Raw genomic sequence first — 23,771 nt, forward strand, 5'->3', positions numbered from 1 at the left:
TCCGCGCCGTACGGGGTTGCTCAGGCGGTGCCCTCTTCCCCGGTTGCCGGGGGCCGGCCGGCGAGTCGGTGGAGCCTGTCGGCCAGGATCGGGCCGATCACGCTCAGCGCACCCGGAGTCGCCATCGCGGCGTGTTCGCAGTCGACCTCGTGGAAATCGATGGTGCCGTCGATGTACGAGTCCCACATGTCCGCGCTGAGCCGGTCCTTGGGCTTGTCCGTGGCCGCGAAGACCAACGCGTCGGTGCGCACGCGTGCGTGCCGGTACGCGGGGCTGATCCGGATGTCATTGATCATGACCTGGAGGATCGCGGCGAACTGCTCCTCTTCGAAGTCGGCGAAGACGGAGTTGCGCTCGCGCGCGAGCCGGGTGAACTCCTCGTACGTCAGCGCGGCACCCCCTGCGTCCTGCCCGCTGTCCACGTCCTGCCTCGGGTCGGCTCCGATGGCCTTGAGGAGCGTCAGATACACCATGGCGGTGTCCAGTTGGGCCTCTTCCGCCACTTCCTCCTCGGTGCGCGGGCGGGCGGGCTGTGCGTCGAGCAGGACGAGCAGGGGCACCTCGTCGCCGCGTTCGCGCAGCTTGGCGGCCATGGCGTGGGCCACGACCCCTCCGAAGGACCACCCCAGCAGGCGGTACGGGCCGTGCGGCTGGATACGGGTGATCTCGGCGAGGTAGTCGTCGGCCACTTCTTCGACGGACCGAGGGAGATGGCCGGGCGTGGACAGTCCGCGGGCCTGGATGCCGTACACCGGGATGTTCGCGTCCAGGTACGGCAGCAGACCCGCGTACGACCAGCTCAGCCCTCCACCCGGGTGGATGCAGAACAGCGGCGCCTGCCCGCCCCGGGTACGCAGCGGAAGCACCACGTCGAACGCGTCACCCGTGCTCCTGCCCCCGTCCAGCCGTCGTGCCAGCCCGGCCACGGTCGGCGTCTCGAACAGGGCCCGCAGCGGGATGTCGACGCCGAGCACACTGCGGATGCGGCCGATCAGCCGGGCGCCGAGCAGTGAATGGCCGCCCAGGTCGAAGAAGCCGTCATCGACGCCGACCCGGTCGGTGCCCAGCACCTCACGGAACAGGGCGCTCAGCACCTCCTCACCCGGTGTGCGCGGCGCACGGCCGACCGAGGCCGCGTAGTCGGGCGCGGGCAGGGCCCGCCGGTCGAGCTTTCCGTTCGGCGTCATCGGCAGCGCATCGAGCGGTACGAGGGCCGAGGGCACCATGTGCCCCGGGAGCCGCTGCCGCAGCGCGTCACGGATCTGGGGAAGGTCGGCGTCCGCGTCGGCGACGACGTACGCCACCAGCCGGCGGTCGCCCGGCCGGTCCTCGCGCACGACGACGACCGCATCGGACACCTGGGGCTGTGCCCGCAGCGCCGACTCGGTCTCGCCCGGCTCTATCCGGAAACCGCGGATCTTCACCTGCTGGTCGACGCGGCCGAGGAATATCAGACCCTCGCCCTCGGTCCGGCGGACGAGGTCCCCGGTCCGGTACATCCTTGAACCGGGCGGGCCGTAGGGATCGGCGACGAACCGCTGGGCGCTCTGCCCGGGCTGGTTGAGATAGCCCCGGGCCAGACCGGCACCGGCGATGTACAGCTCACCGGGCGCACCCGGGGGAACCAGGCGCAGGCCCTCGTCCAGCACATGGGTACGGGTGTTGAGGATCGGCCCACCGAGGCCGGGGGGCGTGCCCGGCAGGACGGCGGAGGCGGTGGACCAGATGGTGGTCTCCGTCGGCCCGTACAGGTTGGTCACGGCCTTCGCACGCCCGGCCAGAGTCCCCGCCAGGTCGGCGGGGAGGGCCTCGCCGCCCACCAGGACGCGCAACCCGTCGAGCACCTCCGGCCGTTCGTCGGCGAGCGCACGCCACAGGGTGGGGGTGGCCTGGACGAGGGTGGCCCCGCTGTCCCTGATGAGGTCGGCCAGCGCGGCCGGCGTGCGGACGGTGTCGCGGCCGGCGAGCACCAGGGTCGCCCCGTGCAGCAGCGGCAGGTAGATCTCCAGGGCGGAGATGTCGAACCCGACGGTGGTCACCGCGACCCAGCGGTCCCGGGCACCGAGCGGGAACCGCACTGCCATGTCCGTGAGGAAGTTCGTCAGCGCACCGTGGGGCAGCACCACACCCTTGGGCGTGCCGGTGGAACCCGAGGTGTAGATGACGTACGCCGGGTGGCCCGGGTCGAACGGCCCGCCGATGCCCACCGAAGTCGTGCCGGGCAGTGCCGTGTCGGGCAGCGCGTCCAGCGCGGACAGGCCGTCCGGGGTGTCCAGGGCGAGGGTGGGGGTGCCCGTCCCGTCCATCAGCATCCCGCTGAGCACTGCGGTGGTCACCGCCAGGACCGGACGCGCGTCGGTGAGCATGTGCGCCACGCGGGATGCCGGGTACTCGGGGTCGACAGGCAGGTAGGCGGCGCCGGTCTTGAGGACGCCGAGCAGGGTGGCGATCAGATCGGGGGAGCGATCGAGCAGTACCGCGACGAGCTGTCCGGGACCCGCTCCGTGTGCTGCCAGCCAGTGCGCGATGCGGGTGGCCCGTGCGTCGAGCGTGGCGTACGACCACTCGGTGCCGTCGTGGACGAGGGCGGTCGCGTCGGGGGTACGGGCGGCCTGTGCGGCGAAGAGCTCGGGAACCGTTTCGCACGGGACTTCCCCACGGGTGGCGTCCCACTCCGCGACGATGCCCTTGCGCTCGTGTGTGGTGAGGATGTCGGGGTGGGTGATGGGTTGTTGGGGTTGGGTGGTGAGGGTGGTGAGGTAGTTGGTCCAGCGGGTGGTGAGGGTGGTGATGGTGTGTGGGTGGTAGAGGTCGGTGGCGAACTCGGCGAAGCCTTCGATGCCTGCGGGTTGTCCGTGTGTGTCGTGTTGTTCGGTGAGGCTGAGGGTGAGGTCGACCCGGGAGACTCCGGAGTGCAGGGCTTGGGGGCGGACGTGGAGTCCGGGGAGGTCGAAGTGGGGTTGTTCGTTGTTCTGGAGGGTGAGGATGATCTGGAAGAGGGGGTGGTGGGCGGTTGAGCGCTGCGGGTTGAGCTCCTCCACCAGGTGTTCGAAGGGGACGTCCTGGTGGGCGTAGGCGCCGAGGTTTGTTTCCCGTACGCGGCCGATGAGTTCGGTGAAGGTCGGGTCGCCTGTGGTGTTGGTGCGTAGGACGAGGGTGTTGATGAAGACGCCTATGAGGTGGTCGAGTGCTTCGTCGGTGCGTCCGGCGATGGGGCTGCCGATCGGCACGTCGGTGCCTGCGCCGAGGCGGGTGAGGAGTGCGGCGAGGGAGGCTTGGAGCACCATGTGGATCGTGGCGTCGCATGCGCGTGCCACCTGTGTGATCCGTGTGTGCAGTTCGGCGCTGATGTGGAAGGGCTGTGCGTCGCCGGCGTAGGTGGCCACGGCGGGTCGGGGGTGGTCGGTCGGGACGGTCACCAGTTCCGGGAGGTCGGCGAGCTGTTCGCGCCAGTACGCCACCTGCCGGCTCAGCGTGCTGCCGGGATCAGTGGCGTCACCCAGCAACTGGCGTTGCCACAGCGCGTAGTCGACGTAATGCACCGGCAATGGCTCCCGCCGTGCGGCACGACCGTCCACACGGGCGGTGTACGCCGCGACGAGGTCGCGGGCCAGGGGGGTCATCGACCAGCCGTCGCCCGCGATGTGGTGCAGGAGGATCAGTAGCATGTGTTCGTCGGGGGAGGTGCTGAACAGGGTTGCGCGTACGGGGATGTCGGTGTCCAGTGCGAAGGCGTGGCGGGCCGCTGCGGCGAGTGCGTCCTGGAGGTCCGCCGCGTCGGGGCGCATGGTCTGCCAGTTGAGGCGTATGTGTCCGGCGGGTAGGACCAGTTGTTCGGGCCGGCCGCCTTCGGTGTCGCGGAAGACGGTGCGCAGGGCTTCGTGACGCACCAGGAGATCGTCCAGCGCCCCGCGCAACGCGGCCTCGTCGAGCTCGCCCGTCAGGCGCAGCGCCAACGGCATGTTGTACGTCGCCGACGGACCCTCCAGCTCGTACAGGAACCACAGCCGCTGCTGCGCGAACGACAACGGCAGCACCTCGGGCCGCTGTACGGGCACCAAGGCGGCGCGCTGCTGTGCGTCGGCCTCGTCGAGGCGTCGTGTGAGCCCGGCGACGGTCGGTGTCTCGAACAGGGCACGCAGCGACAGGTCCACGCCGAGTTCCCTGCGAATGCGGCTGACCAGCCGGGTGGCGAGCAACGAGTGCCCGCCAAGGCCGAAGAATCCGTCGTCCACGCCGACCTTGGTCACACCGAGCATCTCGGCGAACAGCCCGCACAGCACTTCTTCGCGCGCGGTGCGCGGTGCGCGTTCGGTGAGCGGCGCGTAGTCCGGTTCGGGCAGCGCCCGGCGGTCCAGCGTTCCGTCGGAGGCGATCGGCAGGGCGGTCAGCACCACCACCGCGGACGGCACCAGCGGAGCGGGCAGCAGCTCCGCCAGCTCCTCGTGCACCCGGGTGGCGGAGAACTGGTTGGCGACGGCGGGGACCACATAGGCGACCACTCGCCGTTCGCCCGCCGCGTCCTCGTGGAGCGACACGGCCGCTTGGGTCACGCCGGGCCGCTCGCGCAGTACCGTCTCGACCTCGGCGAGGGCGAAGGCGGTCCCCCGCAGGACGACGCGCGCGTCGTCCCGGCCGAGCAGCCGCAGGCGGCCGTCGCGCTCGCGGCGCGCCACGTCGCCGGTGCGGTAGATCCATGCCCCTGCCGGACCGCGCAGTGCGGCAGGCATCCACGCCGTGCTGCTGCCGACCGCACCGGTGTCCTCTGGTGCCGGGCCGGAGCCGACGAGGTACAGGGATCCGGGTACGCCGTACGGCGTCGGGCGGAGTCGTCCGTCCAGCACATGGGCCGTCGGGTCGAGGTGCGGCAGCCCGACGGACCCGAGGGCCCGCAGGATCCGGCGGCCCGCCGACCAACGCGCGAGGAGTCCTGGCGCATCCGGTTCGCCGGTGACCACGAGCGTGGTCACCCCGGCCGGCGAGGGCATCGCGTCGCCGGCGAGCGAGGCCAACTGCGACGGCGCGAGCACCGTGTAGGTGATCCGGTGTTCATCGAGCACCCGGGCCAGCTCTTCGCCCGCCGGCTCGCGCGCTCCGGCGAGCACCAGTGCGGCTCCCGTCGCAAGTGCAGCCAGTTCGAGGAGTTCGGCGCCGGTACCGGGCGATGCCAGGTGCGAGACGCGGGAGTCGCCGTTCACAGCGGCCCCGTGGCGCAGTGAGCGTGCGAGCCGGGCAAGGTGCGGATGGGGTACGACGACGCGGGCCAGGCGCCCGTCGGCGCCGGCCGCGTACGTCACGAATGCCGGGCGCGTCCAGGCGGCTGGGTCGGCCGGATCCGTTCGCACGGGGCCCGTCTGCGGGCGTGTCCGCGGGACGGCCGCCGCGTCGTGCCCGTCGAGGGACACGGCGACGCACGCGTCGGGCAGCGGGCCCACGATGTGATCTGCGGCCGGGCCTGCTGTGATCACCAGCGCGGGATGCGCCTCGTTGATGAGGCGTGTCGTGTACGCGGCTGGGTGGGCCGGGTCCAGTGCCAGGCACGCGGCGCCGGTCTTGAGGACGCCGAGCAAGGTGGCGACGCGGTCGAAGGACGGGTCCAGCAGTACGGCGACGTCCGTGCCCTCGCCGACCCCGAGCCCCGTCAGCCAGTGCGCGACGCGGTTGGACCGGGCGTTGAGCTCGCCGTAGGTCACGGCCCTGCCGTCGTGCTCCAGGGCAGTGGCGTCCGGGATGCGTGACGCCAGGTCCTGGAAATCAGTGATCCAGGCGGTTTCTGGGCCGGGGTGCTCGGGTTGCTCCTGAGCCTGGAGGAGCTGTTCCTGCTCGTGTGTGGTGAGGATGTCGGGGTGGGTGATGGGTTGGTGGGGTTGGGTGGTGAGGGTGGTGAGGTAGTTGGTCCAGCGGGTGGTGAGGGTGGTGATGGTGTGTGGGTGGTAGAGGTCGGTGGCGAATTCGGCGAAGCCTTCGATGCCTGCGGGTTGTCCGTGTGTGTCGTGTTGTTCGGTGAGGCTGAGGGTGAGGTCGACCCGGGAGACTCCGGAGTGCAGGGCTTCGGGGCGGATGTGGAGTTCGGGGAGGTCGAAGTGGGGTTGTTCGTTGTTCTGGAGGGTGAGGATGATCTGGAAGAGGGGGTGGTGGGCGGTTGAGCGCTGGGGGTTGAGTTCTTCGACGAGGTGTTCGAAGGGGACGTCCTGGTGGGCGTAGGCGCCGAGGTTTGTTTCCCGTACGCGGCCGATGAGTTCGGTGAAGGTCGGGTCGCCTGTGGTGTTGGTGCGTAGGACGAGGGTGTTGATGAAGACGCCTATGAGGTGGTCGAGTGCTTCGTCGGTGCGTCCGGCGATGGGGCTGCCGATCGGCACGTCGGTGCCTGCGCCGAGGCGGGTGAGGAGTGCGGCGAGGGAGGCTTGGAGCACCATGTGGATCGTGGCGTCGCATGCGCGTGCCACCTGTGTGATGCGTGTGTGCAGTTCGGCGCTGATGTGGAAGGGTTGTGCGTCGCCGGCGTAGGTGGCCACGGCGGGTCGGGGGTGGTCGGTCGGGACGGTCACCAGCTCGGGGAGGTCGGCGAGCTGTTCGCGCCAGTACGCCACCTGTCGGCTCAGTGTGCTGTCGGGGTCGGTGCTCTGGCCGAGCAGTTCGCGCTGCCAGAGGGTGTAGTCGGCGTAGTGGACCGGCAGCGGTGCCAGGTCCGGGGCACGACCGTCCACACGGGCGGTGTAGGCGGCCATCAGGTCGCGGGCCAGGGGGGTCAGCGACCAGCCGTCGCCCGCGATGTGGTGCAGCAGGATCAGTAGCACGTGTTCGTCGGGGGAGGTGCTGAACAGGGTCGCGCGTACGGGGATGTCGGTGTCCAGTGCGAAGGCGTGGCGGGCCGCTGCGGCGAGTGCGTCCTGGAGGTCCGCCGCGTCGGGGCGCATGGTCTGCCAGTTGAGGCGTATGTGTCCGGCGGGCAGGACCAGCTGTTCGGGCCGGCCGCCTTCGGTGTCGCGGAAGACGGTGCGCAGGGCTTCGTGACGCGCCAGCAGATCGTCCAGTGCCCCGCGCAACGCGGCCTCGTCGAGTTCGCCCGTCAGGCGCAGCGCCAACGGCATGTTGTACGTCGCCGACGGACCCTCCAGCTCGTACAGGAACCACAGCCGCTGCTGCGCGAACGACAACGGCAGCACCTCGGGCCGCTCGCCCGCCGTCAGCCGCTTCCTGGCCTGTCCGTCCGCGTCCATGTGCAGCGCGAGCCCGGCGGGCGTCGGGGCGTCGAAGACGGCGCGCACCGGGATCTCCACGCCCAGGCGGTCCCGGACCCTGCTCACCAGTCGCATCACCAGCAGCGAGTGGCCGCCGAGGGTGAAGAAGTCGTCGTCGGCGCCGACCGTATCGAGCCCCAGTACGTCGGCGAAGGCCGCGCACAGCGAGCTCTCGTGCTCGGTGCGCGGCTCCCGTCCGCCGACCCGGGCGGAGAAGTCGGGCGCGGGCAGCGCACGACGGTCCAGCTTGCCGTTGGTGGTCAGCGGCAGCTGCGGCAAGGTGACGAAGGCCGCCGGAATCATGTAGGCGGGCAGCGAGGTGCCGAGGTACGCACGGATCTCCTCCGCGCCGGGGGGCGTCGAGAAGTCCGCCGAGGGCACCAGATAGGCGGCCAGCTGATCCTGGCGGGCCACGACCACCGCTGTGCCGATGGACGGGTGACGGGTCAACGCAGCTTCGATCTCGCCGAGTTCGATCCGGATCCCGCGGATCTTGACCTGGTCGTCCGACCGGCCGAGGAACTCCAGCATCCCGTCCCCGGTCCAGCGGGCGAGGTCCCCGGTGCGGTACATCCGGGATCCCGCGGGACCGTGCGGGTCGGCGATGAACCGCTCGGCCGTCAGCCCGGAACGGTTCAGGTAGCCGAGAGCCAGCTGGGTGCCGGCCAGATAGAGCTCTCCGGTGCCACCCGGCGGGACCGGGCGCAGCGTCGCGTCGAGCACATAGGTGCGAGTGTTCCAGACCGGGCGGCCGATCGGCACCACCCCGCTGTCCGCGCGACAGTGCCAGGCGGTGACGTCGATCGAGGCTTCGGTGGGGCCGTAGAGGTTGTGCAGTTCGGCACCGACAGTCGACTCGGCTCCGACGGTTGACCGGAAGCGCTCCGCCAGAGCGGCGGACAGCGCCTCGCCGCTGCAGATCACCCGGCGCAGCGTGGTGCACCGCGCGGAGGCGGGTTCGGCGAGGAAGACGTCCAGCATCGACGGAACGAAGTGCGCGGTGGTGATCCGTCGCGTCCTGATCAGCTCGGCGAGATAGGCCGGGTCCTTGTGCCCCTGGGGCGCGGCCATGACCAGCGCCGCACCGGTGATCAACGGCCAGAAGAACTCCCACACCGACACGTCGAAGCTCGACGGGGTCTTCTGCAGGACCCGGTCGTCGGGCGCGAGTCGGTAGGCGTCCTGCATCCACAGCAGCCGGTTCACGACCCCGCGGTGCGGGACCACGACACCCTTCGCCGTGCCCGTGGAACCCGAGGTGTAGATCACGTACGCGGGAAGCTCGGGCGAGAGCGCCACGGACGGCCCGTGCGTACCGTCCGAGGTGGCCGCGCCGGTCAGGGCGGCGAGGGCGTTGCGATCGTCGAGTACGAGCTCGGGCCTGGCGTCGGCACGCATGAAGGCGAGCCGCTCTGCCGGATAGTCCAGATCCAGCGGGAGGTACGCCGCACCGGCCTTGTGCACGGCCAGCAGCGCCACGACCAGCTCCACCGAACGCGGCAGCGCCACGCCGACGGTGCCACCGGGCCGTACGCCCCTCTCGATCAACTGGTGGGCCAGCAGGTTGCTGCGGGCGTCGAGCTGCGCATACGTCAGCTCCGTGGCCTCGTGGACCAGCGCGAGGGCGTCCGGGGTGCGTGCGACCTGCGCCGCAAACAGCTCCGGCAGGGTGGTGTCGGGCACCTCGTGCGAGGTGTCGTTCCACGCCGTGAGCACCTGGTGGTACTCGTGTGTGGTGAGGATGTCGGGGTGGGTGATGGGTTGGTGGGGTTGGGTGGTGAGGGTGGTGAGGTAGTTGGTCCAGCGGGTGGTGAGTGTGGTGATGGTGTGCGGGTGGTAGAGGTCGGTGGCGAACTCGGCGAAGCCTTCGATGCCTGCGGGTTGTCCGTGTGTGTCGTGTTGTTCGGTGAGGCTGAGGGTGAGGTCGACCCGGGAGACTCCGGAGTGCAGGGCTTCGGGGCGGACGTGGAGTCCGGGGAGGTCGAAGTGGGGTTGTTCGTTGTTCTGGAGGGTGAGCATCACCTGGAAGAGGGGGTGGTGGGCGGTTGAGCGCTGCGGGTTGAGCTCCTCCACCAGGTGCTCGAAGGGGACGTCCTGGTGGGCGTACGCGCCGAGGCTCGACTCCCTCACCCGGCCCACGAGTTCGGTGAAGATCGGGTCGCCTGTGGTGTTGGTGCGTAGGACGAGGGTGTTGATGAAGACGCCTATGAGGTGGTCGAGTGCTTCGTCGGTGCGTCCGGCGATGGGGCTGCCGATCGGCACGTCGGTCCCTGCGCCGAGGCGGGTGAGGAGTGCGGCGAGGGAGGCTTGGAGCACCATGTAGATCGTGGCGTCGCATGCGCGTGCTACCTGTGTGATCCGTGTATGCAATTCGGCGCTGATGTGGAAGGGCTGTGCGTCGCCGGCGTAGGTGGCCACGGCGGGTCGGGGGTGGTCGGTCGGGACGGTCACCAGTTCCGGGAGGTCGGCGAGCTGTTCGCGCCAGTACGCCACCTGCCGGCTCAGCGTGCTGTCGGGGTCGGTGCTCTGGCCGAGCAGTTCGCGTTGCCAGAGGGTGTAGTCGGCGTAGTGGACCGGCAGCGGTGCCAGGTCCGGGGTGCGGTCCTGCGCGCGGGCGGTGTAGGCGGCCATCAGGTCGCGGGCCAGGGGGGTCAGCGACCAGCCGTCGCCCGCGATGTGGTGCAGCAGGATCAGCAGCACGTGTTCGTCGGGGGAGGTGCTGAACAGGGTCGCCCGTATGGGCAGTTCGGCGGCCAGGTCGAAGGCGTACCGTGCTGCCCTCTCCAGCGCGCCGGTCAGCTCGGTCACCGTGGTGTCGGTGGCCGTGAACGTCACCCGGGCTTCGTCCGGGGCGAGGACGGCCTGGCGGGGAGTCCCGGCACTGTCCGCGAACAGGGTGCGCAGGGACTCGTGGCGCGCCACGACGTCATCGAGCGCGGCCCGCAGCACCTCCCGGTCCGGCTCGCCCGTCAGGCGCAGCGCCAACGGCATGTTGTACGTCGCCGACGGACCCTCCAACTGGTGGAGGAACCAGAGCCGCTGCTGCGCGAAGGACAGCGGCGGCGCCTCCAGACGGACCGCCGGGCGCAGTTCCGGGCGCGGCCACAGGTCCAGACCGGTGCCCTCGTCGAGCCGCGCGGCGAGTCCGGCCACGGTCGGCGTCTCGAACAGGGCGCGCAGCGGAAGTTCGACGCCGAGTTCCCCGCGGATGCGGCTGACGAGCACGGTGGCGAGCAGCGAGTGGCCACCCAGTTCGAAGAACCGGTCGTCCACGCCGACCCGGTTCAGGCCGAGCACGTCGGCGAACAACGCACACAGCACCTTCTCCTGCTTCGTGCGCGGCTCCCGTCCGCCGACCTGGGAGGAGAAGTCGGGCGCGGGCAGTGCACGACGGTCCAGCTTGCCGTTGAGCGTCAACGGCAGGGAGGCCAGCGGCATGACGGCCGACGGCACCATGTACTCCGGCAGGACGAGCCGCAGCAGATCCCGCGCGTCGGCGAGGTCGGCGCCCTCCTTGGCCACGACGTAGCCGACAAGACGGCGGTCGCCCTCCTGGACCTCGTGCACTACTACGGCGGCCTGCGTCACGCCGTCCAGCCCGCGCAGCGCCGCCTCGACCTCGCCGGGCTCGATGCGGAAGCCGCGGACCTTGACCTGATGGTCGGCGCGGCCTACGAACTCGGCCTGGCCCGTGCCGTTCCAGAGGGCGAGGTCGCCCGTGCGGTACATCCGTGCACCCGCGGGGCCGTAGGGGTCGGCGACGAAGCGCTGTGCGCTGAGGCCGGGGCGGCCGAGATAACCGCGTGCCATGCCGGTCCCGGCCACGTACAGCTCGCCCGGGACGCCGGGCGGAGTCAGCCGCAGCCGGTCGTCGAGGACGTAGACCCGCATGCCGGTGACCGGGCGGCCGATGGGCAGGCTCGTCGCGAGTGCGTCCTGCGACGCCATCACGTGCAGGGTGGCGAAGGTGGTCGTCTCGCCGGGGCCGTAACCATTGATCACAGCGGTCTGCGGGCAGGCGTCCAGCACCCGCCGGACCGCCTGCGGCGGTACCACTTCGCCACCGGTGAAGACCTGCTTCATGTGGACGAAGGCCTCGGGGCACTCCTCGGCCATCACCTTGAACAGACCCGCCGTGATCCACATCGAGGTGATGCGGTGCTCCATGAGGATGTCACGCAGGGCCGCCGCGTCGAGCCGTACGTCCGGCGCGATGACGACCCGGCCGCCGAGCAGCAGCGGCATCCACAGTTCCAGGGGCAGCGCGTCCCAGGCGGTCGGTGAGTGCAGGAGCACGCGCTCGGGGTGCCGGCCGACGGTCGGATCGTCGGCGAGCGCCGTGATGTCGGCGTGGGTGAGTGCGATGCCCTTCGGCTTGCCCGTGGAACCCGACGTGTAGATCACGCACGCCAACTGGTCGCATTGATAGAGGCGTTGGGGTGCAGAGTTCGCTGCATCGCCGGATGCGAGAGCCGCTCCCGGGGCGTCGGTGGTGTCCGTGGCGGTTGCCGCGCCGAGCAGCAGCACCTGAGACGCGGGCACGAACTCAGGCACGCGCGAGGCGCTGTCGGTCAGCAGGAGCGTGACCTCGTTGTCCGTCCACATCAGCCGGATCTGGCTCTGTGGGTACCGTTCGTCGAGCGAGACGTAGGCGCCGCCCGCCTTCATGACGGCCAGCACGGCCACCACGAAGCTCGCCGAGCGTGCCATGGCGAGCGCCACCACGCGTTCCGTGCCGACGCCTCGGCGCACGAGGTCCCGGGCCAGCCGGTCCGCCCGCGCGTCGAGCTGTGCGTACGTCAGCGAGACCTCGCCCGCCACTACCGCGACGGCGTCCGGCTCGCTCTCGACCCGGGCGCGGAACGCCTCGGCGAGCGTCCGTGCGGCGGGGGGATGCGCCGCCGCCTCCCAGTCCGCCTGGAAGCGTTCGCTCTCCTGCGCGGTGAGGATGTCGGGGTGGGTGATGGGTTGGTGGGGTTGGGTGGTGAGGGTGGTGAGGTAGTTGGTCCAGCGGGTGGTGAGGGTGGTGATGGTGTGTGGGTCGTAGAGGTCGGTGGCGAACTCGGCGAAGCCTTCGATGCCTGCGGGTTGTCCGTGTGTGTCGTGTTGTTCGGTGAGGCTGAGGGTGAGGTCGACCCGGGAGACTCCGGAGTGCAGGGCTTCGGGGCGGACGTGGAGTCCGGGGAGGTCGAAGTGGGGTTGTTCGTTGTTCTGGAGGGTGAGGATGATCTGGAAGAGGGGGTGGTGGGCGGTTGAGCGCTGCGGGTTGAGCTCCTCCACCAGGTGTTCGAAGGGGACGTCCTGGTGGGCGTAGGCGCCGAGGTTTGTTTCCCGTACGCGGCCGATGAGTTCGGTGAAGGTCGGGTCGCCTGTGGTGTTGGTGCGTAGGACGAGGGTGTTGATGAAGACGCCTATGAGGTGGTCGAGTGCTTCGTCGGTGCGTCCGGCGATGGGGCTGCCGATCGGCACGTCGGTGCCTGCGCCGAGGCGGGTGAGGAGTGCGGCGAGGGAGGCTTGGAGCACCATGTGGATCGTGGCGTCGCATGCGCGTGCCACCTGTGTGATCCGTGTGTGCAGTTCGGCGCTGATGTGGAAGGGCTGTGCGTCGCCGGCGTAGGTGGCCACGGCGGGTCGGGGGTGGTCGGTCGGGACGGTCACCAGCTCGGGGAGGTCGGCGAGCTGTTCGCGCCAGTACGCCACCTGTCGGCTCAGTGTGCTGTCGGGGTCGGTGCTCTGGCCGAGCAGTTCGCGTTGCCAGAGGGTGTAGTCGGCGTAGTGGACCGGCAGCGGTGCCAGGTCCGGGGTGCGGTCCTGCGCGCGGGCGGTGTAGGCGTCCATCAGGTCGCGGGCCAGGGGGGTCAGCGACCAGCCGTCGCCCGCGATGTGGTGCAGGAGGATCAGTAGCACGTGTTCGTCGGGGGAGGTGCTGAACAGGGTTGCGCGTATGGGGATGTCGGTGTCCAGTGCGAAGGCGTGGCGGGCCGCTGCGGCGAGTGCGTCCTGGAGGTCCGCCGCGTCGGGGCGCATGGTCTGCCAGTTGAGGCGTATGTGTCCGGCGGGTAGGACCAGTTGTTCGGGCCGGCCGCCTTCGGTGTCGCGGAAGACGGTGCGCAGGGCTTCGTGACGCGCCAGCAGATCGTCCAGCGCCCCGCGCAACGCGGCCTCGTCGAGCTCGCCCGTCAGGCGCAGCGCCAACGGCATGTTGTACGTCGCCGACGGACCCTCCAACTGGTGGAGGAACCAGAGCCGCTGCTGCGCGTAGGACAGCGGCAGCACGTCGGGGCGCTGCCCCGGTGCCAGTTCCGGGCGGCGCGGGGCGTCGATGGGCCCGGTCCCCGCGGCGTCGAGCCACTGGGCCAGTCCCGCCACCGTCGGGAACTCGAAGAGGACCCGTAGCGGGAGTTCGACGCCGAGCGTGCCGCGGATGCGGCTGATCAGGCGGGTGGCGAGCAACGAGTGCCCGCCCAGGTCGAAGAACGCGTCGTCCACACCGGCTTCCGTCAGGCCGAGCACCTCGGCGAAGAGCGTGCAGAGGGCCTCCTCGCGCGGCGTGCTGGGCGCGCGGCGGTCCGCCGAGGTGTAGTCGGGCGCGGGCAGCGCACGACGGTCCAGCTTGCCGCTGGGCGTCAGGGGCAGTTCCTCGATCGCCACGACGGCCGACGGGACCATGTACGCGGGGAACCGTTCGCGCAGCGCGTCCCGCAGGCCCGCCAGCAGTTGGCCGGTGGTACGCGTCCCCAGCGGGTTGTTGACCAGGGACCGGAGCGATCCCGCGGTGGCCGCCGGGCGGTAGAGATCCGTGTACACGGTGTGGGGCGACACCGTGCCGGGCGTCGCCGGGTCGCCGTCGGGCAGGAACACCGCTTCGAATGCGTCGGCGGTGCGCGGCGACCAGGTCGTCAGAACGCGGTGGCCGTGCCGCGCCGCCCAGGCGTGCAGGGACTCGGGGTCCACCCCGTTGGGCCGGGGCTCCGTGGAGGATGCGGCGCCGGTGCCGTTCAGGCGGCGGCGGATGCGGTCGGTGGACTCCCCCTGTGCCAGGGCGCGCGCGGCGGCGACCTCCGCCGAGAGGCGGTCGTTGACCAGGCCGGTCAACCGGACCGGGCCGGAGTGCCGGGCCAGTGCGGCGGGCAGCGCGGCCAGCCCGTCGAGGTCCTGGCCCCACACCAGCTCGGGGAGGTCGGCGAGGGAGCACGGCACGGTGGCCGGTGCGCTCTTGTGCAGCACCACCTCGTAGCGGTGCCGGGTCAGTTCGTTGTGGTCGGCGCCGCGCTTGAGGCGGATGTCGACGGCGCCCAGGGTGGCGTGGCCCCGCGCCCAGACGGTGAAGAAGTCCGGATCGATGACCAGTTCCTTCTCCACCACCATGGCGCGCTCGACCGAGGCCCTCATCCGGTCGCTGCCGGACTCGGCGACGCCCGAGGCGTCGGCGCGCTGCGAGTGGATCGCGGTCTGGAAGGCGCGCAGCGAAGCCCGATTGCGGACGTCGCCGACGACGATGCGCCCACCCGGGGCCAGCAGGTTCAGCGCTCCGTCCAGGACCCGGGAGAAGTAGTCGGCGTCCGGGAAGTACTGGACGATCGAGTTGAGGACCACGGTGTCGAAGTATCCGACGGGCAGCCCCTCGGTCACCTCGGCCGACCGGCAGTCGAGCGTCACCCGGTCGCTCCAGCCGGCCGCTTCGACCTGGCTGGTCAGCCGCTCGATCGTCGGCGCGGAGAAGTCCGTCGCCCAGTACGTCTCCACCTGCGGCACCAGCGGACCGAGCAGCAGACCGGAACCGACGCCGATCTCCAGGATGCGACGCGGGGCGGCCTCCATGATCCGGGCGACGGCCGCGTCGCGCCAGGCGCGCATTTCGTCGAGCGGGATCGGGGCGTCGTCGTAGGAGCTGTTCCAGCCGGTGAAGTCGTGTCCCAGGCCGGGGCGTTCGGCGTCGGCTCCGGCGTACACGGAGTCGTAGATGTCCCGCCATTCGCCGATCTGCTCGGTGACGGCGGCCGGGGCCGGGGTCCTGGCGTCGGCCTCGTCCTGAGCGGAGGCGTCCGTGTCGGCCGGGACGGACGGGTCCGTGCCGGGCGGGGTGTCCCGCGGCGGGGCACCGTCCGTTTCGGGTACGACGTAGGCGACCAGGCGCTGGTCACCCGGGGTGTCCTCGCGGACGACCACGACGGCGCGTGCGACGCCGGGCCGCTCGCGCAGCGCGGCCTCGATCTCCCCCGGTTCGATCCGGAAGCCCCGGATCTTGACCTGCTGGTCCGCCCGCCCGGCGAAGTGCAGCCGGCCGTCGGCCGTCCACCGTGCCATGTCGCCGGTGCGGTACATCCGGGAGCCCTCGGCCCCATAGGGGTCGGCGATGAAACGCTCGCCGGTGAGGCCCGGCCGGTTGAGGTAGCCGCGGGCCAGCCCGGCGCCCGTCAGATAGAGCTCTCCCCGCACACCCGGGGGTACCAGCCGCAGCTGCTCGTCCAGGACGTAGGCGCGGGCGTCGTCGACGGGACCGCCGATCGGGGCCTCGCTGCCTGCGAGCGGGCCGCTGATGGCTGCGCAGACGGTGAACTCGGTCGGCCCGTACGCGTTGACCATCAGCCGCCCGGCGGACCACCGCTCGACCAGGTCGGGCGGGCAGGCCTCGGCACCCACGATCAGGGTCGCGAAGTCCGTCAGCCGCTCGGCGGACCCTGCGGGCAGTGTCGCGAGGACCGACGGCGGAATGAGCGCGTGGGTGATCCGCCGGTCGGCGAGAACCTGGGCCAGCTCCTCACCGACGAGCCGGTCCCGGGCTCCGACGACCAGTGCGGCCCCGGAGGTGAAGGCCATCACCATTTCGAGCACGGAGGCGTCGAAGCTGGGCGAGGAGAGCTGGAGGACCCGGGAGTCGGCATCGACGCGGCACTCCCTGTGCAGGGTCGACGCCAGGCTCGCGAGGCCCCGGTGCGGGACCACGACACCCTTGGGGCGGCCGGTGGATCCTGAGGTGTAGATGACGTAGGCGGGGTGGGACGGCCGCAGCGGGGCGGTCCGGTCCCGGTCGCCCGGGATGTTCGCAGGGCAGCTGTCCACGGCCGTGCGGGTGCCGGGGGCGTCCAGGGCGGCGACGGCGACCCCGGCGGTCTCCGGCAGGCTTCCCGCCAGCGCGACGGTGGTGAGGACCAGCGCGGGACGCGCGTCGGTGAGCATGTGCGTCACCCGGTCGCCCGGGTAGTCCGGGTCGATCGGCAGGTACGCCGCACCGGCCTTGAGCACACCGAGGACGGCGACCGTCAGTGCGGCGGAACGCTCGAACACGACGGCGACGGTCTGCTCGGGTCCGATGCCCCGGCCGATCAGCCAGTGCGCTACGCGGTTGGCCCGTGCGTCGAGCTCCGCGTAGGTGAGGTGTTCGCCGTCGGCGACCACGGCGAGGGCCTGCGGGGCGCGGGCCGCGTGTGCTTCGAAGGACTCGACCAGGGCCGGTCCGTCGTGCGGTGCCGCGAGGTCGGCCCAGCCGCCCGTGATCTCGTCGCGCTCCGCGGCAGTGAGGAGGTCGCTCTGTGCGAGGGTGCGCCCGGGGTCGGCCGCCATCTCGTGCAGCATTCGGGTCCAGCGCGCGATCAGCGTCTCGATGGTGGCGGCGTCGAAGAGATCCGTCGCGTACTCGACGTACGCGTCGATCCCGGTGGGTTCGGCGTCCCCGCCGTGGCTCTCGGTGAGGCTGAAGAACAGGTCGAAGCGCGAGGTTCCGGTGCCGGCGAGCTCCGGGCGCACCCGCAGTCCGGGCATGTCGAACGTGGCTCGCTCATTGCTCTGGAGGGTCAACGCGACCTGGAAGAGGGGGTGATGAGCGCTGGAGCGCTCCGGGTTGAGCTCCTCCACCAAGTGCTCGAACGGTACGTCCTGATGGGCGTAGGCGGCGAGACTGGTCTCCCGCACCCGGCCGATGAGTTCGGTGAAGCTCGGATCACCCGAGGTGTCGGCGCGCAGCGTCAACATGTTGACGAAGAAGCCCACCAGGTCGTCCAGGGCTTCGTCCATGCGACCCGCGACACCACTGCCCAGCGGGATGTCGGTACCTGCTCCCAGACGGGTCAGCAGGGCGGCCATCGCGGCGTGCAGCACCATAAAGACGGTGGCGTCGTGAGCCCTGGCCAGATCGCTCAGCTCCCGGTGCAGGCCGGGCTCCAGGGTGAACCGGGTGACCTCGCCCCGGTACGAGGCGACGGCCGGCCGCTGCCGGTCCGTGGGCGCGGTCACCTGGCCGGGAAGTTCCGCCAACTGCGCACGCCAGTACGCGACCTGTTGCCCGAACAGGCTGTCGGGGTCGTCAGCGTCGCCGAGCAGTTCGCGCTGCCAGAGTGTGTAGTCGGCGTACTGCACCGGCAGCGGCCCCCACTGCGGGCCCTCGCCCCCGCCCCGTGCGCGGTACGCGGTGGCCAGGTCGCGCGCCAGCGGTACGACGGACCAGCCGTCGCCCGCGATGTGGTGCAGCACCAGGACCAGGACGTGCTCCTGCGGCCCGGTGCGCAGCAGCCGGGCCCGGATCGGGATGTCCGCCGACAGGTCGAACTCGTGGCGCGAGGCATCCGCGAGCGCCGCCGTCAGCCCCTCGGGCGCGACGTCGCCGGTGTGCAGTTCCAGGCGTGCCCGGTCGGTGCCCAGGATCTCCTGACGGGGCAGCCCGTCCTGCTCCGGGAAGACGGTGCGCAGCGACTCGTGCCGTGCCACCACGTCGTACAGGGCCGCTTCCAGCGCTCCGCGGTCCAGCTCGCCGCTCAACCACAGGACAAGGGGCACGTTGTACGTCGCGGAGGGGCCCTCCAGCTTGTGCAGGAACCACAGGCGCTGCTGGGCGAAGGAGAGCGGCAGCGTGTCCGGTCGCGGTGCCGGGAGCAGGGCGGGGCGCCGCCCGCCGTCACCGCTGACGTCGAGCCGTTCGGCCAACGCGGCCGCGTTCGGCGTCTCGAACAGCGTGCCGACGGCCAGCTCCACGCCCAGCACGCTGCGGATCCGGCTGATCAGGCGGGTGGCGAGCAGCGAGTGTCCGCCCAGGTCGAAGAACCCGGCCTGGCGGCCGACGGCCGCCAGGCCGAGCACCTCGGCGATCAGGGCGCACAGGATTTCCTCCCGTGCGGTGCGCGGTGCGCCGGGACCGGTCGGGGCGGTTTCGGGGGCGGGCAGGGCGGCGGAAGGCGGCAGGTCACGGGGCCCTACGGCGGTGAGGGCCGACAGAGGAAGGGGCAGCCGGTCGGCGAGGTCGTCGAGGACGAGCGCGGCGTGGAATCCGGCCTCCTCCGGGACCGCATAGGCGACCAACCGGTGTGCTCCGGACTCGTTGCTCCGACGTGCCACCACAGCGTGCCGCACCGCGGGGTGCCGGGTGAGCAGGGCGCGTACCAGCTCCATTTCCTCACGGCCCCGCGACCCGCCGTCGCCGCCGGTGGACGAGGCGGCCTCGGCCGCACCGGCCGCGACCCTACGGGGACGCCGCACCAGGCGCCGCAGTATCGGGGGCAGCGGTGGCGCGGCGGGCTGGGCGCGCAGGGCCGGGATGTCGAGCCGTACGGGGGCGAGGAGCGGCGGCGCGGCGTGCAGCGACAGGTCGAAGAGCGCCAGCGCCTGCGCGTCGGACAGCGGGGCGATGCCGGAGCGCCGGATGCGTGTGCGCTCGGCGTCGTCCAGCGCGGCGGTGATGCCGCTCGCGTTCTCCCAGAGTCCCCAGGCCAGTGAGGTGGCGGGCAGTCCGTGGGCTCTGCGGTGTTGGGCGAGGGCGTCGAGGAAGGAGTTGGCGGCGGCGTAGTTGGCCTGGCCCGCGTTGCCGAGGAGTCCGGCGACGGAGGAGTAGAGGACGAACGCCGACAGGTCGAGGTTCCGGGTCAGCTCGTGCAGGTGCCAGGCCGCGTCGACCTTGGGCCGTAGCACGGTGTGCAGCCGGGGCGCGGTGAGGGTTTCCAGTACGGCGTCGTCGGTGATGCCCGCGGTGTGGACGACGGCGGTGAGGGGGTGCTGCGGTGGGACGGTGGACAGGAGGTGGGCGAGTGCGTCGCGGTCTGCGGTGTCGCAGGCGGTGATGGTCACCTGGGCGCCGAGTGCGGTGAGTTCGTCGTGCAGTGTGTCGGCGCCTGCGGCGGTGGGGCCGCTGCGGCTGGTCAGCAGCAGCCGGGTCACCCCGTGCCGGGTGACGAGGTGGCGTGCGAGCAGTGCGCCGAGCGTGCCGGTGCCACCGGTGATCAGGACCGTGCCCGCAGGGTTCAGAGGCGGGCCCGCGGGCTTCGACGCCGGCTCGGCGCCTCCGCCCCGCGGAGCCGTCCTGCGCAGCCGAGGTGCCGACAACTGGCCCTCACGCAAGGCGAGTTGGGGTTCGTCACGGCTGAGACCTGTGGTAATGGCGGTGCGGACGTCCTCGGCGTCGACAGCGGCTCCGACCCCGATGTCGAGGAGGGTGAAGCGGCCCGGGTGTTCCGACTGGGCGGATCGCAGGAGACCCCAGAGGGTGGCGCCGGCCAGGTCCGGTACGTCCTCGTCCGCGGTGGCCGCCACCGCGCCGCGGGTCACCAGGACGAGGTGCGTCGTACTGAACCGCTCCTGCGAAAGCCATTGCTGTACGAGCTCCAGACAGTGCGCCGCGGCGGCGTGCGCGGCGGCCGCCACCGCCCCGTGATCGCCGCCGTCCGTGCCGCCGGCACCGTGCGGCACCGCCACGAGCACGACTTCGGGAACGTCGGCGCCCGCCTCGACGGCACGCACCAGAGCGCCCAGGTCGGCATGGCGGACCGCGCCCGCGATAGCCGGGTCCTGGCTTCCGAGGACCGCCCACTTCCGGTGACCACGGTTGTGGCCTTCGGCTTCGGCGGGACGCCTGCCGTCCGTCCTGCCGAACACCGGCCAGTCCAGTGCGAACAGCGTGTCCCGCTCCTGCTCGGTCACGTCCGCGTTCGAGGTGTCGACCGCGACGACCGGGCGCAGGGTCACTTCCGCGATGTGCAGGACGGGCAGCCCGACGACGTCGGTGGCCAGTATCTCGAAGGTCCCTTCGGAGACCGGGCTGATCCGTACCCGCACGGCGGCGGCCCCGGACGCGTACAGCTCCACTCCGGAGAGCACGGCGGGCTGCCGGACGGCGGGCAGCGCGTCCAGCGCCGTCAGGTGCAGCGCGGCGTCCAGGAGTGCGGGGTGGATGCCGTAACCGGTGGTGTCGAGACCGTCGGGGAGACGGAGTTCGGCATGGAGGTCCGTGCCGTCGCGCCAGGCGGCGGTGACCGCCCGGAAGGCGAAGCCGTACGCGTAGCCGCCTTCCGCCAGGTCGGCGTAGAGGGTGCCGACGTCGACGGGGGACGCGTCGCGCGGACGCGGGGCGGGCAGTGCGGCGGCCGTCCCGTCGCCGAGGGACAGCACACCTGTGGCGTGGCACGTCCAGGGCTCGTCCTCTCCCGCGGTGCGCGCGTGCACGCGCACCGACCAGCGCTCGTCCGCGAGGGCATCGGCCGTCACCTGGAGGTCGGCCGAAGAGTCCGGGGCGAGGAACAGCGGGGTGCCGAGCGTGAGTTCGTCGATGCGGTCGGCTCCGGCACGGTCGCCGACGGCGGTGACCAGTTCGACGAAGACGCTCGCGGGCAGCGGCACGGCGGCGCCGATCGCGTGGTCTGCCAGCCAGGAATGCGTGCGCGGCGAGATCCGGCCGGTCAACGACCACCCCCGCCCGTCCGAGTGCTGGAGTTCGGCGCCCAGCAACGGGTGGGCGGCGACGCCCAGACCCAGGCCCGCCGCGTCCCCGCTGGGGGCGCCCGTGGTGTTGGGGAGCCAGTAGGAGGCGTACTGGAAGGCGTACGTGGGCAGTTCCACCGGGCGCCCGCCCGGCAGCCCCGACGACCAGTCCACCGATACGCCCTGGGCGTAGAGGCGGGCCGCGTTGTCCAGGAGCTGCTGTGCGGAGTCCTGGTCACGGCGCAGCGAGCCCACCGCCACGGTGGTCGCCTCGCCGGTCGCCAGCGCTTCCTCGATGCCCGCCGTCAGCACCGGGTGCGGGCTGGACTCGACGAAGACCTGGTGTCCGTCGGCGGCCGCGGCGAGGACCGCCCGCTCGAACTCCACCGAGCCGCGGAGGTTCTGGTACCAGTACGCGCCGTCGAGGCGGGTCGGGTCGAGCCGTTCGCCGGTCACGCTGGAGTAGAAGGCGATGTCGGAGCCGACCGGGACGATGCCGGCCAGCTCGGACACGAGCCGTTCGCGCAGCGGCTCCACGCTCGCCGAGTGCGAGGCGTAGTCCACGGCGATCCTGCGCGCCGCGATCTCGTCGGCGTGGCAGCGGGTCACCAGGGCGTCCACGGCATCCGGGGCACCCGACACCACCGTGGACGACGGGCCGTTGATCGCCGCGATCTCGACCCCGTCGGAGTCCGCCGCGAGCCGTGCGCGGACCTCGGCGGCCGGTGCGGCGATGGAGGCCATGGCGCCGGTGCCCGCCAGGCTGCCGAGCGCCAGGCTCCGCACCGCCACGATCTTCGCGGAGTCCTCCAGGGTGAGGGCCCCCGCGACACAGCCCGCGGCGATCTCCCCCTGGGAGTGCCCGATCACCGCGGCCGGACGTACCCCCTTGGACTGCCACAGCGCGGCCAGACCGATCATCACGGCCCACAGCACCGGCTGGATCACGTCCACCCGCTCCAGCGAGGGCGCGCCCTCCCGGCGGTGCAGCACGTCCAGGAGGTCCCAGTCGACGTGCGGGGCGAGGGCCCGCGCACATTCCTGGATCCGCTCGGCGAACACCGGCGAGGAGGCGAGTAACTCCTGCGCCATCGCGGGCCACTGGGAGCCCTGGCCGGGAAAGACGAAGACCGTACGGGGCTGTCCGGTCAGCGGCTCGCCGACTGTCTGGACGACGCCGGGGTGCGGTGTGTCGTCGGCGAGTGCGCGGAGTGCGCTGTGGTGGTCGTGGGTGGTGAGGAGGGCGCGGTGGGCGAAGCGGGTGCGGCCGGTGGCGAGGGTGTGCGCGATGTCGGCGGGGCGGGTCTCGGGGTGGGCCGTGAGGTGGGCGGCGAGCCGGGCGGCCTGGTCCTGGAGGGCTTGTGGGGTCTTGGCCGAGAGGATCCAGGGAGCGGGCGGGGCGGAGTCCGCATCGGCGGGCTCTGTACCGTCGGGTATCAGATCCGGCTCGGGTTCGCCCTGTTCGAGGATGAGGTGTGCGTTGGTGCCGCTGATGCCGAAGGAGGAGATGCCTGCTCGTCGGGGCCGGTTGTGGTCGGGCCAGGGGAGGGGGGCGGTGAGGAGTTTGAGCTGTCCTTGGGTCCAGTCGATCTTTGTGGTGGGCTGGTCGACGTGGAGGGTCTGGGGGAGGGTGGCGTGTTCCATCGCTTTGATCATTTTGATGACGCCGCCGACGCCTGCGGCGGCTTGGGTGTGGCCGATGTTCGATTTGAGTGAGCCGAGGTAGACGGGGGTGTCCGTGGTTCGTTCCTGGCCGTAGGTGTTGAGGAGGGCCTGGGCTTCGATGGGGTCGCCGAGGGTGGTGCCGGTGCCGTGGGCTTCGATGGCGTCGATGTCGGCGGGCAGGAGGTTGGCGTCGGTGAGTGCGGTGCGGATGACGCGTTCCTGGGAGGGGCCGTGGGGTGCGGTGAGGCCGTTGCTGGCGCCGTCCTGGTTGGTGGCGGTGCCGCGGATGAGGGCCAGGATCCGGTGTCCGTTGGCTCGTGCTCGTGAGAGGGGTTCGAGGAGGAGCAGGCCGCTGCCTTCGGCGAAGCCGGTGCCGTGTGCGGATTGGGCGAAGGCGCGGCAGCGTCCGTCCGCCGACAGCCCGCGTCGGCGGCTGAATTCGATCAGGGTCCGGGGGGTGGCCATGACGGTCGCGCCGCCGGCCAGTGCCATGGTGCACTCGCCCCTGCGGAGCGATTGGACCGCCAGGTGGATGGCCACCAGGGACGAGGAGCAGGCGGTGTCCACGGAGACCGCCGGGCCCTCCAGGCCCAGCGTGTAGGAGATACGCCCCGACGCCACACTCGAGGTGTTGCCGGTTCCGACGTAACCCTCGTACGCGTCCGGCAGCTCCGTCAGCGCGCCGATGTACTCCTGGACGATCAGGCCGGTGAAGACTCCGGTGTCGCTGCCGCGCAGCGAGGTGGGGTCGATCCCTGCCCGCTCGACCGCCTCCCACGCGTTCTCCAGCAGCAACCGCTGCTGCGGATCCATCGCCGCGGCCTCCACCGGGCTGATCCCGAAGAACCCCGCGTCGAAACGGTCCGCCTCGTGCAGGAAACCACCACCCGACGCGTACACCTTCCCGGTCCGCGACGGGTCGGGGTCGGCGTCGTACAACTCCTCCAGGTCCCACCCGCGCCCCGTCGGGAACCCCGACACCGCGTCCCGGCCCTCGCGCACCAACTCCCACAAATCCTCCGGAGACTCCACACCCCCAGGGAACCGGCACGCCATCCCCACCACCGCAACCGGCTCCTGGGCCTTCTCCTCGACCTCGCGCAGCCGTTGCCGGTAGTCTCGCATGGTGGCGGTCGTGCGCTTGAGGTAGTCGCGGAGCTGATCTTCCGTAGTAGACATGCTGCA

1 protein-coding gene is annotated in these 23,771 nt (G+C 71.5%); it reads right to left on the reverse strand.

All coding sequences use genetic code 11. From position 1 onward, the window contains the following. Positions 1–20: 20 nt before the first annotated feature. Positions 21–23,765: a non-ribosomal peptide synthetase/type I polyketide synthase gene (locus N7925_RS31810; RefSeq protein ID WP_274345897.1), complete on the reverse strand. Its 23,745-nt coding sequence runs from the start codon at positions 23,763–23,765 to the stop codon at positions 21–23. Positions 23,766–23,771: the final 6 nt, after the last annotated feature.

Source organism: Streptomyces sp. CA-278952 (genome assembly GCF_028747205.1).
Taxonomy (GTDB): domain Bacteria; phylum Actinomycetota; class Actinomycetes; order Streptomycetales; family Streptomycetaceae; genus Streptomyces.

Coding starts and splice junctions, on each gene's coding strand:
- N7925_RS31810 (WP_274345897.1), bottom strand. CDS start 23,765: ATGTCTACTACGGAAGATCAGCTCCGCGACTACCTCAAGCGCACGACC.